The following is a 16,339-nucleotide window of genomic DNA, read 5'->3' as shown; positions in this document are numbered from 1 at the left end:
AAGTGGCTCTAATTCATCATAATAAGCATTAATCCATTAGCTTTGCATAAACATTTTTTCAAAATGTCAAGTGGTTTTTCGAAATATTTCAAAAAATAGAAAAAACTCCTTATAATTAGGTTTGGTAGCTCTGTCCAAATCCCAAAAAATAAGGAGCCATATCATGGACAAGAATACCATAAAATCTACAATTAGTGAAGTGCTAAAACTGATTGATGAACAAACACTTTTAGATTTGAGCCATGTCGAGAACCTTGATAAGTATGTCAAAAAGCTGACGGCTTATCGATTCTTTAAACTAATGATTATTGCTCAACTCTGTGACACAGACAGTTTAACAAGCGTTTCAAAACAAACAAAAGATAAGGCTGATCTTAAAAAACAAATAGGATTTGAAAGTATCAGTACGTCACAACTGTCTCGAAAATTAAGTGAATTGCCCTCTGAAATGTTTGAGAATATCTTTCGGTTTTTAACAAAGAAAATTCAGGTGAAAATGTCCTACCATTTACTTTTTTTACGAGACATCACGCGTTTAAATGTGATTGACTCAAGCACAATGAGTATGAGTTTAAGTCAGTACCCTTGGGCGACCTTTCGAAAGACTAAAGCAGGTGTTCGGTTACACTTAAAAGTCATTGTCACGAAAGATCACACCATACCCGATCAAGCTAAGTTACTGCCAGCGATCCATTCGGACCGTTCGCAAATGGATGAATTAATTGATCGTGATCCAGATGCAATTTATCTATTTGATCGAGGTTATATGGATTACAAACAATTTGAAAAGCTTTGTCTTTCAGATATCCAGTTTGTCACACGACTTAAAAAGAACGCAGACATTGAAGTGCTTTCAGAGCAAGTTCCAGATCCAGATCAACTCATTTTTAAAGACCAAGATGTTTATTTAGGTAACGAGACATCTGGAACCAAAATGATTCAGCCCCTACGATTAATCGAGACAGAAGACACCAAGGGTAACAGCGTAACGATTGTCACGAATTGTTTTGGCTTATCCGCGAAAGAAATCGGTGATCTCTATCGTTATCGTTGGAAAATAGAAACATTTTTCAAATGGATGAAGCAACATTTAAAAATAAAAACGTTCTATGGTAAAAGCCAAAATGCGGTTTACAATCAAATTTGGATGGCCCTGATTACTTATTGTTTAACCGTTTTAATTCAAGATAACACTGGGTTTAAAGGGCGTCTTCTCACGATCAAAAAGACGTTAAAAAACCTGCTATTTGAAAGTTATGAGACATTCATAAAAGCGTTGTTTCGCCCACCCACTCGCACGTCAAAAGGACGAAGAAAATATGATTATGAACACGAGTTTCAAATCCTTATGAAACAATATAGCGAAGGTGAGGTGGAACATTTAGACACACTTGATTTTGATCCTTTGTTTGTTTAATAAAAGAGTGAAATACCAAATTGTGGATAAGGGCTACTTTTCGTTCACTGTTCACTTTTTTAAATTTAAAAATCAGAAGCAGATGGTAAATTTTAACTTATAGCAATTTGACAATCATTTAATCGTTTGACAAGTAAAAAATGTTTTTATGCAACGCTAATGGCATTAATCATAATATAAGGAATTTCTTGTCGTTCTAAATTTAAATAATAATTAATATTTGGATTGCTTACCGCACTTTTTGTCGGTTCAACAATTACACCATCAAAATGCTGTGTCAAGATCCGTTCTAAAAAATGACGCTCACTTTCATGATCATTATTTGTACTAAACAAACTCACATGATAGCCATGTTTACTTAAATAAGATTCAGCTCCTCTAATAATGGAAGGGAAAATATAATCTGAAATATAAGTCGTAATAATCGCTATATTTTTTTGATCCTTAATCGTCTTATTAATGTTTTCTTTTGAACGATCTGCACAGAAAGTCCCTGCTCCTTGTTCGCGATAGAGCCAACCTTGATTGACGAGTTCACCGACTGCTAACCTTACCGTATGTCGGCTAACATTAAATAGCTTCATTAATTCACTTTCAGAACTTATTTTTTGATGGGGTTGAAAAGTCCCATCCAATATTTTTGATTTTATCGCTTGTTTGACAATACTATATTTTGTTTGCATAAGTTACACCTCATTGTCGCCTTAACTTATTTTTGGCTAATACTATTATTGTATCACTTTTTAACCAATCAGACTAACCCCAATCATTAACTTAGTACAAGAATTAAATAACTTTAATAACTTCAACTAAGTTAATGAAGAATTGAAGAGAGAGGGGCTCAATCACAGCCCCAGCCCTCTCCTGTTTATTATTGACGAAAAATAGCTTGATTCCATTTTAATTCATTTCTAAATTGACGAAGATTCAAGTCATCATCAATGACAACACACTCAATATCAACCAACTCAGCAAAATCAACTAATTGTTCAGTTGTGACAACCAATGATAAGACTGTATGATGAGCCCCACCAGCATAAATCCAAGCAGATGTAGCTTCAGCTAATGATGGTTTAGGCTCCCAAAGAGCTTTGGCTACAGGTAAATGTGGTGTCTCCTGTTTCGGTTGTTCAGCTCGAACTTCATTAATAATCAGACGGTAACGCCCCCCCATTTCTACTAAGGATACGTTAATAGCCTCTCCGCCTTTACCATCAAAAACAAGACGTGCTGGATCTTCTCGATCTCCGATTCCCAATGGGTTAACCACAATCTTTGGCTTGGTTGCTGAAATGGTTGGACAAACTTCTAACATATGTGAACCTAGAATTTTCTCATTACCTGGTTCGAGATGGTACGTATAATCTTCCATAAAAGAAGTTCCTTTATTATCTGCAAGTATTTTCATAAAACGAGTCAAGGCTGCTGTGCGCCAATCTCCTTCTCCCGCAAAACCATAGCCCTCAGCCATTAAACGTTGAGCCGCTAAGCCAGGTAACTGTTTCATGCCATGTAAATCTTCAAAGTTTGTTGTAAAGGCGTTGTAGTTTCCTTTGCTCAGAAATGATTTTAAGGCAAGTTCAATTTTTGCTTGATAGAGAATGGAATCACGGACTTTACCCGGTTCACTCGCTTCAACTGGTAAGTCATACAATTCTTCATATTCTCGATATAAGTTTTCAAGGTCTTCATTTTTTACTTGATTGATTTCTTCAACAAGATCACCAATCCCATAATAATCTACTGTCCAGCCAAATTTAATTTGTGCTTCAATTTTGTCTCCATCTGTTACAGCTACATTACGCATGTTGTCACCAAATCGAGCAACACGGATATTGGTACCTTCTTTCACACCAATTGCTGTTTTCATCCAGCTTGCAATTTGGTCAAGAACTGCTTCATCTTGCCAATAACCAACGATTACTTTACGGCCTAACCCTAAACGAGTTCCAATAAAGCCATACTCACGATCTCCATGAGCGGCTTGATTGGTGTTCATAAAGTCCATATCAATCGTATCCCAAGGAATATCACGATTAAATTGAGTATGAAAATGCAGTAGCGGCGTTTGAAGTGCTTTTAATCCAGCTATCCAAGATTTTGCCGGTGAAAAAGTATGCATCCAAGTCATCACTCCCGCACAATCTTCACTTGCATTTGCCTCTAAAGCTAGCTCATGTATTTCCTTTGCTGTTGTTGCCACCTGTTTAAATTCAATTTGATTGGGGAGTAAGCCGGACTCATTAAGACTAGCAACAATTGTTTTAGAGTTATTTTCCACTTCCAATAATGTTTCCGCCCCATAGAGAGGTTGACTACCTGTTACAAACCAAAACTTATAAGGGTTTACTTTTACCATATTGATTCCTCCAAATGATTAATATTATATAAACTTATCTTAAGGAATATGTTCAAAAAGCCCGATAAAAATGAGGCTTCGGGATAAAGGAATTTCACTTAACAGCCGATACATTCTGAAACATAGTAAACATAGTTGACACGGTCCTTTGATCCTTCTCGAACACATTCTTAAAGACAATTGTTTCTAAATTTTACTGACCATAGTAAGCATCTTTACCATGTTTTCTTAAATAATGTTTATCTAGTAACACCTGCTGCATTCTCTGGACATCGGGATTAAGTTGCTGGGTATGCAGAGCCATTTTTGCCACTTCCTCTAATACAACAGCGTTATGCACAGCCTCATCGGGGTCCTTTCCCCAATTAAAAGGTGCATGACTATGCACGAGAACACTTGGAATTGCATGCGGATCTATATTCTTGAATGTTTCAACAATCACATTTCCCGTCTCCAACTCATAATCACCATCTACTTCAGCTTGCGTCATTCGACGTGTACATGGAATATCACCATAGAAGTAATCTCCATGTGTCGTTCCTAAAGCAGGAATGTCTTCCCCAGCTTGGGCCCAACTTGTCGCCCAAGACGAATGAGTATGAACAACGCCACCGATATGGGGGAATTTTTTATATAAAACTAAATGTGTGGGTGTATCAGAAGATGGTCTCTTATCCCCTTCAACAACATAGCCATCTAAATCCACCACCACAAGATCATCGATTGTCATGTCATCGTAAGGCACACCACTTGGCTTAATGACTACTAATCTAGACTCTTTATCAAAACCACTCACATTACCCCATGTAAACGTTACCAATCCATGTCTAGGCAGATCAAGATTTGCTTTAAGCACCTTTTCCTTCAACGCCTCCAGCATACGTCCTCAGCACCTTTCTGTTAATTATTTTTCTTGTACGGATATTTAAAAGTATAATTATATATTAATATAATTTGTACGTACATTCAATATTTTAATTTGTTTTTTATAAATTAATTTTTATGCCTTCTTTTGTTATTATATCAATCACTAAATTTGCCCTCCCATTACAAGTTATTAAAAATAGATAATTTAAATTCAATAACCGTACAAGTTCCTCGATAAAAAAACAAATATATTTCTATCCACTCACCTTCTATCAACATTGTCCATTGAATAACTTTAGCTAACCTGATCAGCACATCATTATTTTTTGGCAATAAAAAAAACGACTTTAGAGTCGTTTTTTATTGTGTATTTTGTTATAGTTTAACAATCGTTCTTCCTAATGACTGATCTGCTAATAGTGTTGGTAAAGTTTCTTCTAATTGGTCTAATGTAATGACCTGATTTGTAATAGTTTCAAATTGTTGATCGGTTAGTTTAAGATCAGTTGCCATACGATTCCAAACTTTTTTCCTCAATTCCATCGGACAAAAGACGGAGTCAATACCTATTAAATGAATCCCTCGTAATATGAAAGGATAAACTGAGGTGGGTACTTTTATTCCACCTGTTAGTCCACTAACAGACACGGCACCATTATATTTTAATTTACTAATAATTGCAGCAAGCGTTTCTCCTCCAACCGGGTCAACAGCTCCAGCCCATGTTTGACGATCGATCGTTCTAATTTTTTCACCTGTAACTGCTTCACGATCAATAATTGCTGTTGCTCCAAGTTCCTTTAAGAAAGGGTGGGCTTTTTCTTTTCCTGTACTTGCTTCTACCTGATAACCAAGATTGGCTAACATAGCTGTTGCGATACTACCAACCCCACCAGAAGCGCCTGTGACGAGAACCTTACCAGATTCAGGGTTAAGTTTTTGTTCTTCAAGTTGATGAATCGATAAAGCTGCCGTTAAACCTGCTGTTCCTAATGTCATCGCCTGCTTCAACGTCAAGCCATCTGGCAATGGTAGAACCCACTCAGCTTTAACTCGGGCATACTCACTATAACCCCCATCATGACTTACACCTAAATCATAACTCGTTACAATCACTGGATCTCCTTCAGAAAAACGATCATCAATTGATTCAACAACTTCACCAGCTAAATCAATTCCCGGTATAGCAGGATAGTTTTTTGTAATTGGACTATCTGACATATTTGCCATCGCATCCTTGTAATTAATTCCCGAATAACGGACACGGATTAAAACTTCACCTTCAGGTAAATCTGCCTCCGTTAACTCTCGAACACCACGAATGATTTCTTCATTTTTCTTTTCTAAACGATAGGCTTTAAATGCATGTTTCAATTGTATTGCCCCTTTCCATCTTTGCTTTTAGCTATCAATACTCAATCTCTAGTCTAACACAGGTGCTATGTCGATCAATTAAAATACCACTCAAATTCACTAATTTTATGCCGTCAAATTCATGGCTATTACTTAAAAAATAGGCGAATCCCAAATCAAGCTAAACATATAGAACTTCTTCACTCTATTATTCATACTAGTGTCGTGATGATTTCTAGTGTAAAATGGATGATACAGAAAGTCTAATTAAATAATATATATTCACTTATTTTTGTAAATAAATACATATTTTTCACCAATTAACTAATTAAGAAAAAATAGAAAGAAGGGTATTTATGGCTGAACTAGATAATGAACAGATCATCGATAAAACAATAAATTTATTTAAAGTTCTAAGTGACAGAACCCGATTATCAATTGTATTACTTATAAAGGAAAAAGAAATGAATGTATCAGAAATCAGTAAAGCACTTAATATGGAACAATCAGCTGTTTCTCATCAATTGAGTGTACTGCGATCAGCACGCCTTGTAAAAAGTCGCCGCGAAAAGCGTTCCGTCTTTTATAGTCCTGATGATCAACATGTTTATGACATTTTAAATCAAGTCACTAATCATGTATTAGAAGATAACTGTGAGGCAAAATAATATACGATTAATTTGTAAGCTAGATCTTCCCTGTCTAGCTTTTTTAATTACTCAATTTTTATACGTTAAAAGGATTGCGGAAATTTTTTAGCTAAGCTTCGATAATATAGAGTAATTTAATTCATGAAAAAATATACTAACAAAATACAAGCAATCGTATAGTACTTACCTCACTAGCTAAGAAACGCAGATATTTTTACGTGATTTCCTGCTAATCTAGCCCCCTTTATTCTGTTAAGCACTAAAACAAAATAAACCTTGACATATGAACATGTATTCATGTATCATTATATATGAATACATGTTCATATGATTGAAAATTCATTTAGGAGAGATAAAAATGTCACAAGATTCTCTTATCAAACATAAATCAGGGATAAATAAAAATATACATTTTGACAAACACGAGCCTTCAGATCAACATAGTTGTAAAGGACATCAAAACCATTCACATAGCCATAAATGGGAAATCATTTTATACTTTGTCGGATTAGCAGCATTTTTAATGGCAAGATTCTTACCTTCAGGTTGGGGGGCTAACCTACTGGATTTTGTCACCGTATTTTTAGCTGGTAATCATGTCGTTATTGAAGGTATTACCGATACATGTCAGGAAACAAAAACACGGAATAAATTCTACCCAAATTTGCATTTATTAATGGCACTGGCAGCTATTGGCGCTATGTTTATTGGGCAATTTCATGAAGCTGCTCTCTTAATATTAATATTTGCCGGAGCCCATTTCTTAGAAGATTATGCTAAAAATAAAAGTAAAAAAGAAATAACCCATTTATTAAATATGAACCCTACCAAAGCAAGACGATTAGATGAAGAAGATAACGTTACAGTAGTTGATGTGAACGCATTAAATATAGGTGATATCGTTCAAATTTTACCGGGTGATCAAGTTCCAACAGATGGGATCATCGTGAAAGGTATAGGGATAATTGATGAAGCTTCAATAACGGGGGAAAGTATTTCACAGGAAAAGACAACTGGAGATTTGGTTTATGGAAGTACGATTAATCATAATAGCACTTTCACAATGGAGGTGACTACAGAAAGCGATAAAAGTGTTTTTGGTCAAATTCTGCGTGTTGTTGAGGAATCACAAGCTAATTTATCACCGGTTGCGACAAAAATTAAAAAAGCGGAACCCATCTATGTTAAAGCGATTTTAATTTTTGTACCCTTTTTCATTTTTGGTTCTCAATTAATCACAAATTGGGATTGGTATACAAGCTTTTATCGAGGTATGGTTGCATTAGTTTCATCTTCCCCTTGTGCTTTAGCAGCTGCGGCTATACCAGCAAGTTTATCCACTATTTCCAATTTGGCTAAAAGAGGGGTTTTGTTTAAAGGTAGTGACTACCTTGCGAATTTGGGTTCTATTCAAGCCGTAGCTTTTGATAAAACTGGAACATTAACAGCAGGAAAACCAAAAGTAACAGACTATATATTCGTTGACGATAAACAATCATCCTATTGGGTAGATATTATTGTCGCAATGGAAAAAGGAGCTAATCACCCTTTAGCTAATGCGATTATTGAAAAATTTACAGCAAACAAAGGATTTGATTTAATAGTAGAAAACCAAATCGGTCAAGGTCTTTCCACGGAGTATAACGGATCAACATACTCGATTGGTAAATTACAAAAAAATGATCAATTACCAAATGATCTTGTGAAAGCTTACAAAACTTATTCCGAAGCAGGTAAGACAACCGTTTTGTTCAAAGAGAATGATGCAATCGTTGGTTTGATTGCCATGTTAGACACACCAGCGAAACAGGTTAAGAAAGTGATCAAATATTTACATGACCATAGCATTTCAACTTATATGATTACTGGTGACAATAAAAAAACAGGGGAAGCGATCGCTCAAAGTATTGGAATTAACAATGTCTATAGCAATGTTTTACCTGAAAATAAAGCAGCTTATATCCAAACGATCCAAACTCAAAAAGGACTTACAGCAATGATTGGTGATGGTATAAATGATGCACCTGCTCTTGTAACATCTGATATTGGTTTTGCGATGGGTGAAGGAACTGATGTAGCCATCGAAGTGGCTGACTCCATTATTATGGAAAATAATTTAGAAAAATTCACGTATGCACACCGTTTAGCTAAAAAAATGAACCGTATTGTCAAACAAAATATTGTCATCGCCTTGCTTGTTGTATTAGGGCTTAATAGCTTAAATATTTTTGGAACAATCAATTTAGCTATAAGTGTTATTTTCCACGAGGGTAGTACCCTACTCGTTATTTTAAATGGGTTACGTTTACTCTTGCCCCTCGCTAAAGAAGAGTTATAGTATGTTGATAGTCAATTATATAATGATAATGTGAATGCGGATGAAATTTAGTGTTTGCGTACGAGTGCATAGCGGGATGTGTAATACTCAAAATTCCCACATGAACGAGCATAACTCAAATTTATCCCTTCCTTGAAAAATGAAGCTATTGCAAGATGTACGCATGATCTACATCTTGTGATTGCTTCTTTTTGTGTTAATTGCTATATAGCGCGGTCATTCAGTCAACAATAATTATTTGCAAGAATATTGAAGCTAGGCTTTTTCGTTTAAGTTTAATTTCTATTAATCATTTCAAACGAAAATGTCGAATTGGATCCTTCTATTAATCGTTTCATACAAAAATCCAAGTCAAAATGTCGAATAGAGCCCTTCTATTAATCGTTTCAAACGAAAACCTAAGCCAATATGTCGGATAGAACACTTCTATTAATCATTTCACACAAAAATCCAAGTCAAAATGTCGGATAGAACACTTCTATTAATCGTTTCATACAAAACCCCAAGTCAAAATGTCGAATAGAGCCCTTCTATTAATCGTTTCATACAAAACCCCAAGTCAAAATGTCGGATGGAACACTTCTATTAATCATTTCATACAAAAATCCAAGTCAAAATGTCGGATAGAACACTTCTATTAATCGTTTCATACAAAACCCCAAGTCAAAATGTCGAATAGAACACTTCTATTAATCGTTTCAAACGAAAACCTAAGCCAATATGTCGGATGGAACACTTCTATCACGTGCTTCATGTAAATTTCCACCTCGAAAAACTGAATAGAATGTTTTAATCACAATTCTAATACGTACAAAGAAAAAGGCTATTGAACAGCTTATACTTCACTGTGCAACAGCCCCGGATTTCACTTTTATAATCTCAGTTTAGTTCGTAGCAAATAGTTGTGCTAAATGTTCAATCACCTGATCTATTTCAACTTTCGAGGTCGTCAATGGCGGGACAAGTCGTATCACTTGAGATCCAGCAACGAGCAGTAATAACTGATAATCTTCTCTGGCTTGATTGACATAATCAATAGCTTGTCCTTCAACTTCAATCCCTATTAAATAACCCATTCCTCGTAACGCCTGAACTCCCTTAGCTTTATCACAAATGCCCTCGAGCTGTTGCCAAAAATAGTTGCTGTTAGCTTGAACAGTTGGTAAAAAGTCAGGTTCGACCATATGGGTAATAGTGGCTAAACCTGCTGTTGTTGCTAATGGATTGCCCCCAAAAGTTGAACCATGTGTGTCAGGTGAAAATGCTTTGGCAACATGCTTCTTAGCTAGAACTGCACCAATCGGAAAGCCTGATCCAAGCCCTTTAGCTAATGTGATCAAATCCGGTTCAAATCCATATTGCTGATAAGCAAATAATGTCCCTGTTCTTCCCATCCCCGTTTGAATTTCGTCAATAATGATCAGCAGATCATGTTCACGACAGATAGAAACCAGTTGATCCATCCAAGCTTGCTCTGCTAGATGAACGCCCCCTTCTCCTTGAACGAGTTCTAACATGATCGCACAGGTTTCTGGTCTGACTAAGTCTGCTAATGCTTCCAAATCATTATAAGGTAAATAACGAAAGCCAGGCATTTTTGGAGCAAAACCAGCTTGAATCTTTTCCTGAGCAGTTGCCGATAGGGTGGCCAATGTGCGTCCATGAAAGGATTGTGAAAAAGTAACCACTTCATATTGATCGGTTTGCTTCACTGTTTGTGCGTAGCGACGAGCCAATTTAATCGCTGCTTCATTCGCTTCAGCTCCACTATTACTAAAAAAAACCTGGTCAAAAGCGCTATATTCGGTTAAAAGATCAGCTAACTTTTCTTGGCTAGGGATATGATAGAGATTCGAACAATGCCAAAGCTGATTTAGTTGATCTTGTATCGCTGCTTCAACTGTTGGCGGTCGATGACCTAAATTACAAGTAGCAATACCAGCCGTGTAATCTAAATATTTTTCTCCCCTATCATCCCAGACATAGCTTCCTTCCCCTTTTGTCAGTGTTAATGGGAAGCGTGCATAGGTCGGCATCACTGTGCTTGCTGGCTTAGACATAACTAACCTCCCCCAGTTGAATTCTCGTGCCAATTGGATCACCATTAGCAAAATTCAAAAGGGCATTAGACTCCAGGCCATTGACAATCGACACCTCAGTTGCTCCTAACTCCAGTGCTTTAAGCGCTGATTTCACCTTTGGAATCATGCCACCATAAATAACCTGTTCTTTAATCAATTGATTAATTTTTGCCTGATCAGCAAAATGAAGGACTTGATCATCAATACAAATCCCAGGGATATCACTGACAAAACAAAGCGGAGCACTTAATGCTGACGCAACAGCTGAAGCTGCAACATCAGCATTAATATTATAATGCTGATGATCATTCCCGATAGCAATCGGTGAAATAACCGGAATATAATTTTGCTCAACCATTGTTTGAATGAGGTCTGTATTGACCACTGTAATATCCCCGACATAACCATATTTATCGGCTTCTTTAATCGGTGCTGCTTGAAGCAAATGACCATCAATACCGCTCATTCCAATCGCTTTTGCTTTTTGATCGATCATTTTTCGAACTATTTTCTTATTTATCGAACCACTTAAAACCATTTCAACAACATCTAGCACTTCTTCTGTTGTCACCCGCAGTCCGTTAACAAATGTTGTTTTGACATTCATTTGTTTTAACTGTGATGTAATCATCGGTCCACCACCATGAACAATGATGGGTTTGATCTTTTTTATTTCTTGTAACTTGACTAGATTATTAAAAAATGAACTCGGTAACTCATCAACAATACTTCCCCCGCATTTAATAACAAGATAAGTCATTGTTCCACCCCTTTATGTTCGATATAATGCATTGATTCTGACGTATTCATAAGATAAATCACAGCCCCAACCAAATGCCTTCATATTTGAAGTCCCTGCTTTGACATAAATGGTAATTTGATCACCTGCTAAATATGTCTTTACTTCCGTTTCATCAAATGCTACCGGTAAACCCTTTTCCACCACGGTGGTATGACCCATTTTAACAGTGACTTGATCAGGGTTGATGGCAACTCCACTATAACCAATCGCTGTTATAATACGCCCCCAGTTCGCATCTTCACCATGGATAGCTGTTTTAACTAAATTCGAACCAATAATCGCTTTGGTAATTTTTTGTCCGTCCGCTTCCGTTTCTGTCCCTTCAACTTGCACTTCAATTAGCTTGGTTGCTCCTTCCCCATCACGGGCAATTTCCTTTGCCAAAAACTGAAAAACAACTCCCAGCGCTTCAGTAAATAATGACCATTGCGGATGATTTGGATCAAGCGTTTGATTTTGTGCTTGACCATTAGCCATCACTAACACCATATCGTTTGTACTTGTGTCGCCATCTACCGTAATCATATTAAACGTCTGCTTAGTCAACTGTTTGAGTTGTTGATCTAGTGCCTTAGGTTGAACAACCGCATCTGTCGTAATAAAACTTAACATCGTTGCCATATTCGGATTGATCATGCCAGATCCTTTAGCAGACCCGCCAATCGACACGATTTGTCCATCGATTTCAACTTGAACAGCGATCTTTTTTTCTTTTGTATCTGTGGTTAGGATCGCTGTTTCAAACGAGTCGTTCGCCGAATCAATCGCTGCTATTCCATCAGTGACCTTCTCCATTGGCAAAAACTCACCAATTACACCAGTCGAAGCTACGGCAACATGATGTTTGGCTAGCCCAAATTTTTCTGCCATTTTTGCTCGCATGTGTTCCGCATCTTGAAGACCTCGATCTCCTGTACACGCATTTGCTATCCCTGAATTAACGATTAATGCTTGTAACTTTTGTTCAGCAGCTAAGCTTTCTTGAGTGACTTTTAATGGTGCTGCTTGAAAAAGGTTCGTGGTATAAACAGCAAAAGCATCGGCTGGTGTTTCTGAAATGAGCCAACCTAAGTCTAGTTTCTCTTTGCGAATGCCGCAGTGCAAGCCACCTGCTTGATACCCTTTAGGTGATGAAACGCCACCTTGGTCTACCTCTATTATCGCTTGCTTTGTTGTGACAGTATTCATGACAATAACCTCCTATGGATAAATCGGCACATCAGCCAAACCTGTTTGTTGATCCCAATTTGACATCAGATTCAGATTTTGAATCGCTTGACCAGCCGCGCCTTTCATTAAATTATCAATAACTGAAACGATCATTAATTTATTTGTTCTTTTATCTACATGAAGGCCAATATCGCAATAATTACTTCCATAAACCTCTTTTGTACTCGGGATTTGACCTGCTTTTCGCACTCTGATAAATGGATGATTCTGATAAAAACACTCATACCATTCTTCTACTTGTTCTTGTGATACATCAGCCAATAAATCCGTATATATAGTTGTCATCATCCCTCTTGTCATTGGGACAATATGTGGTGTAAAATTTATATTGATTGAATCATTTGATTTTTCAGATAATATTTGTTCGATTTCAGGGATATGTTTATGTACACCCAGTTGATAAGCCTTTGTATTCTCATTCATTTCTGAAAAATGGACATTTAATGATAAACCACGGCCTGCTCCTGAAACGCCTGTTTTTCCATCAATAATAATTGAGTTAAATGAAATAAGATTGCCATCAATTGCAGGAATTAGTGCAAGTAAGGCAGCTGTTGGATAACAGCCTGGATTAGCAATTAGTTGTGCATCAAGGATTTCCTCTTGATATATTTCACTTAATCCGTATACCGCCTGATTAAGATACTTTTCAGCTGTTGTTTCAAATCCGTACCATTGCTGATATTGTGCTGGGTCTTTCAAACGAAAGTCACCCGATAAATCAATACACTTTAACTTCAAATCAAGAATTTTTGGAATAAGCTTATGACTAACATCCGATGGTGTTGCTAAAAAGACAACGTCAATATCATCTGTAAGCTTTTCTAATTTTAAGTCAGCCATGGGTTGATCGAGAATTGTCACCATCTGTGGATATATTTCTGAGAAAATAGTCCCTGCTTGTGAGTGTGAAATAATTTGTAACACTTCAACATATGGGTGTTGATATAATAACCTTGCTAATTCAACAGCCCCATATCCCGATCCTCCAATGATAGCTACTTTCATTTTTAAAACACTCCCTATAACCATTGTGATTAATCATTATACTTGATGTTGTATGTTTATGCAATAGTATTGTATAAATAATTTATAATAGTATTATAATTGAATATTTATACAAAAAAGCGCGCCATAAAAGATCATTCCCTAACAAGTGGGCGAGAGTGAATAAGCTTTTTTATTTGTATGATGTTCTAGTGAATCTTTGAAAATGATACAATCAGTTGTAACTCAATATTATAAAGTTTAAATAGTGTTTGTAGCTAAATGAAGAATAGGTTGTGCAACAGCCTTTTTAGTATCAGAAGAGACCGGTTTTTCAAACAGGCCCGGGAATAATTGCCGTTCTAGCAGTAGCACTTCAAAACATTTGGGGAGCCTTTAATCATGTATCTCAAAATGAAGGATAATAAGAACTTATCATTTGAATTGGATCTCATAATAAATTTGAAAGGGAAAGGATAGAGGCTAATTGTGTAAGTTTGCCTTGATATCATTCTTTAGCGGCCTAGGTCCTATTGGGTAGGCATTTTATATTTCATACATAATCTAAATATTCTAAGTTAAATCTAACCTTCCCCAACTGTACAATAACAAAAAGGTTAACAAACTTTAAAGCAGCTGTCACAAAAGATACATCTTGCGACAGCTGCTATTTTCTAGATCCTCAACTATTTAAATGTCTATAGTTAGCATACTGTATTTGTTTCTCTTCAGCATACTCTCACTCAGCAATTTTATCAGTTCCACAACTGAGTGTTTTCTGGATATTATGCGAAACCTTCATTAAAAGAATGTAATTCATGAACTCTATTTCTTATTGCCTCTATTCTCTCTTCATACGTTAGATTGTCCTTATCATGAAACAATGCTGATGTCCCCAGTACAAATACATCTGGAAGAAAACCCCTCATTTTTTCAATCGTATCATTATGGATATTTCCATCTACTTCTATTAATGGTTTGTTTGTGGTTTTACGTATTAATTTATTTAATTCCTTTAATTTATCTAAAGTTTCTTCTTTAAATGATTGTCCAGCAAACCCTGTATTTACTGTCATTAATAACACCATATCTATATACTCAACATACGGTTCAATCCTCTCAAGAGGGGTTTCTGGATTAATAGCAATTGAAGGTTTTATTCCTGCTTCCCGTATGATGTTTATCAATCTCATTGGATTAATTGTTGTTTCAATATGGAATGAAAGGTATTCTGGCTTAAGTTTGATAAACATTTCCAAATACCTTTCAGGGACCATTGTAGCCAAATGAATATCAAAGGGAATCGTTGTTTGCTCTTTTATTCGCTCTATCCACTCAGGAAAAAGGGCCATATTATCTACAAACATACCATCCATTACATCTAAATGAAGCAAATCACATTTACTTTTTGCCAACCTTCCCAATTCATCTCCAATAGCTAACATATCCCCGCACATTAATGAAGCAGCCATTTTAATTGTCATCTTTATCACTCTCTTTTGTATGCTTGTTAAACACTTCTATACACTCCTGAGCTCGTCGATTATTCATCTCTTTATCTAGTCATTCAGCAAAAACTGTATTAGTCTCTGCTCCTCATAACAAAGCCTATATCATTTACTATTCTAGCTCCCATTATTTTTGCTTTAATATTGGGTGCATCAGATATTTTTATGTTTTATATATAGGCTTTCTACTTCTTCCCCTTATTTTTAAAATAAGCTTTGGAGCAATAGGTAAACTTATAATCTCATCAATCCAACCCTATATTTCCTACTTATGAATATTTACTGTATCAAGTAAGACAATCTCACCTTCACATCATATTCAGAGTCCAAATATTTTTTTCAAGTCTTTGATTCCTTCTACGCCATTTTTCAGACAACTTTCTTTTACTTTTTGAACATCATGTTCAACATTGCACAACATTAAAGTATCTAATAGCATAGGGAGATTTACACCTACTACAGCCTCTACCTTATCTATCTCATTCATATTGTTTAAGCACATTGCAATTTTATTAGAGGGACTACCGCCTAATAAATCCGCAAAAATGAGTAATTGATTATTCTTCTTCAATGTATCGTTAATCTTCTCTTTAATCAATTTAATTAATTGTTCAGGATCATCACCTTGTTTGAATCCAATACCAGATACTTTAGAGATATCCCCAACAATTAATTTTGCTGTATCAATTAACCCATCGGCAAGAGAGCCGTGAGTTACAATTAAAACTTCAACCATTCTCTCGCTCC

12 protein-coding genes and 1 pseudogene are annotated in these 16,339 nt (G+C 36.1%); 3 read left to right on the top strand and 10 right to left on the bottom strand.

Annotation, left to right across the window (positions count from 1 at the left end):
* Positions 1-163: 163 nt before the first annotated feature.
* The gene (locus tag ACS127_RS07470; RefSeq protein ID WP_440895805.1) at positions 164-1,417 is read left to right on the top strand and encodes an IS4 family transposase; all 1,254 of its coding nucleotides are present in this window, start codon (positions 164-166) and stop codon (positions 1,415-1,417) included.
* A 161-nt stretch (positions 1,418-1,578) separates the two neighbouring features.
* On the opposite strand, the pseudogene ACS127_RS07465 reads toward ACS127_RS07470, so the two are convergent.
* From ACS127_RS07465 to ACS127_RS07450, 4 genes and pseudogenes are all read right to left on the bottom strand, one after another.
* Positions 1,579-2,100: pseudogene (locus ACS127_RS07465) on the bottom strand (GntR family transcriptional regulator); the annotation flags it as partial.
* Between the two features lie 188 nt (positions 2,101-2,288).
* The gene (araA, locus tag ACS127_RS07460) at positions 2,289-3,776 is read right to left on the bottom strand and encodes an L-arabinose isomerase (protein ID WP_440897795.1); all 1,488 of its coding nucleotides are present in this window, start codon (positions 3,774-3,776) and stop codon (positions 2,289-2,291) included.
* Positions 3,777-3,969: 193 nt separating this feature from the next.
* On the bottom strand, positions 3,970-4,656 hold the full coding sequence (gene araD / locus ACS127_RS07455; protein ID WP_440897793.1) for an L-ribulose-5-phosphate 4-epimerase: 687 nt from the start codon (positions 4,654-4,656) through the stop codon (positions 3,970-3,972).
* Between the two features lie 362 nt (positions 4,657-5,018).
* A complete protein-coding gene (locus tag ACS127_RS07450) occupies positions 5,019-6,017 on the bottom strand; it encodes an acrylyl-CoA reductase family protein (protein ID WP_440897792.1) in 999 nt (332 codons plus the stop codon).
* 335 nt (positions 6,018-6,352) lie between these two features.
* Between ACS127_RS07450 and ACS127_RS07445 the strand changes: the two genes are divergently transcribed.
* Positions 6,353-6,664 carry an ArsR/SmtB family transcription factor gene (locus tag ACS127_RS07445; RefSeq protein WP_440897791.1) on the top strand — a complete coding sequence of 104 codons (312 nt, stop codon included), beginning with the start codon at positions 6,353-6,355 and terminating at the stop codon, positions 6,662-6,664.
* A gap of 340 nt (positions 6,665-7,004) precedes the next feature.
* On the top strand, positions 7,005-8,984 hold the full coding sequence (locus tag ACS127_RS07440; RefSeq protein ID WP_440897790.1) for a heavy metal translocating P-type ATPase: 1,980 nt from the start codon (positions 7,005-7,007) through the stop codon (positions 8,982-8,984).
* Positions 8,985-9,868: 884 nt separating this feature from the next.
* On the opposite strand, the gene ACS127_RS07435 is transcribed toward ACS127_RS07440, so the two are convergent.
* The 6 genes from ACS127_RS07435 to ACS127_RS07410 form a co-directional block, all read right to left on the bottom strand.
* Positions 9,869-11,044, bottom strand: a complete 1,176-nt coding sequence (locus ACS127_RS07435) for an aspartate aminotransferase family protein (protein ID WP_440897789.1) — start codon at positions 11,042-11,044, stop codon at positions 9,869-9,871.
* Positions 11,037-11,825: an acetylglutamate kinase gene (gene argB, locus ACS127_RS07430; RefSeq protein WP_440897788.1), complete on the bottom strand. Its 789-nt coding sequence runs from the start codon at positions 11,823-11,825 to the stop codon at positions 11,037-11,039. Before argB ends, ACS127_RS07435 begins: the two co-directional genes overlap by 8 nt.
* A 12-nt stretch (positions 11,826-11,837) precedes the next feature.
* Positions 11,838-13,055, bottom strand: a complete 1,218-nt coding sequence (gene argJ / locus ACS127_RS07425) for a bifunctional glutamate N-acetyltransferase/amino-acid acetyltransferase ArgJ (RefSeq protein WP_440897787.1) — start codon at positions 13,053-13,055, stop codon at positions 11,838-11,840.
* A gap of 12 nt (positions 13,056-13,067) precedes the next feature.
* Entirely contained in the window at positions 13,068-14,105 is a 1,038-nt protein-coding gene (argC, locus tag ACS127_RS07420) for an N-acetyl-gamma-glutamyl-phosphate reductase (RefSeq protein ID WP_440897786.1), read from the bottom strand.
* 764 nt (positions 14,106-14,869) lie between these two features.
* Positions 14,870-15,568, bottom strand: a complete 699-nt coding sequence (locus tag ACS127_RS07415) for a ribulose-phosphate 3-epimerase (RefSeq protein ID WP_440897785.1) — start codon at positions 15,566-15,568, stop codon at positions 14,870-14,872.
* 343 nt (positions 15,569-15,911) lie between these two features.
* Positions 15,912-16,328: a PTS sugar transporter subunit IIA gene (locus tag ACS127_RS07410; protein WP_440897784.1), complete on the bottom strand. Its 417-nt coding sequence runs from the start codon at positions 16,326-16,328 to the stop codon at positions 15,912-15,914.
* Between the last annotated feature and the right edge of the window lie 11 nt (positions 16,329-16,339).

Source organism: Amphibacillus sp. Q70 (assembly GCF_052055485.1).
GTDB lineage: Bacteria > Bacillota > Bacilli > Bacillales > Amphibacillaceae > Amphibacillus.
The sequence above is the reverse complement of the archived record's forward strand: the minus strand, read 5'-3'. Positions and strand labels throughout refer to the sequence as shown.

Excerpts from the sequence above, each read along its gene's own strand:
- ACS127_RS07435 (WP_440897789.1), bottom strand. The coding sequence starts at position 11,044 with ATGTCTAAGCCAGCAAGCACAGTGATGCCGACCTATGCACGCTTCCCA.
- ACS127_RS07445 (WP_440897791.1), top strand. The coding sequence starts at position 6,353 with ATGGCTGAACTAGATAATGAACAGATCATCGATAAAACAATAAATTTA.
- ACS127_RS07415 (WP_440897785.1), bottom strand. The coding sequence starts at position 15,568 with ATGACAATTAAAATGGCTGCTTCATTAATGTGCGGGGATATGTTAGCT.
- araD (WP_440897793.1), bottom strand. The coding sequence starts at position 4,656 with ATGCTGGAGGCGTTGAAGGAAAAGGTGCTTAAAGCAAATCTTGATCTG.
- ACS127_RS07470 (WP_440895805.1), top strand. The coding sequence starts at position 164 with ATGGACAAGAATACCATAAAATCTACAATTAGTGAAGTGCTAAAACTG.
- araA (WP_440897795.1), bottom strand. The coding sequence starts at position 3,776 with ATGGTAAAAGTAAACCCTTATAAGTTTTGGTTTGTAACAGGTAGTCAA.
- argB (WP_440897788.1), bottom strand. The coding sequence starts at position 11,825 with ATGACTTATCTTGTTATTAAATGCGGGGGAAGTATTGTTGATGAGTTA.
- argJ (WP_440897787.1), bottom strand. The coding sequence starts at position 13,055 with ATGAATACTGTCACAACAAAGCAAGCGATAATAGAGGTAGACCAAGGT.
- argC (WP_440897786.1), bottom strand. The coding sequence starts at position 14,105 with ATGAAAGTAGCTATCATTGGAGGATCGGGATATGGGGCTGTTGAATTA.
- ACS127_RS07440 (WP_440897790.1), top strand. The coding sequence starts at position 7,005 with ATGTCACAAGATTCTCTTATCAAACATAAATCAGGGATAAATAAAAAT.
- ACS127_RS07410 (WP_440897784.1), bottom strand. The coding sequence starts at position 16,328 with ATGGTTGAAGTTTTAATTGTAACTCACGGCTCTCTTGCCGATGGGTTA.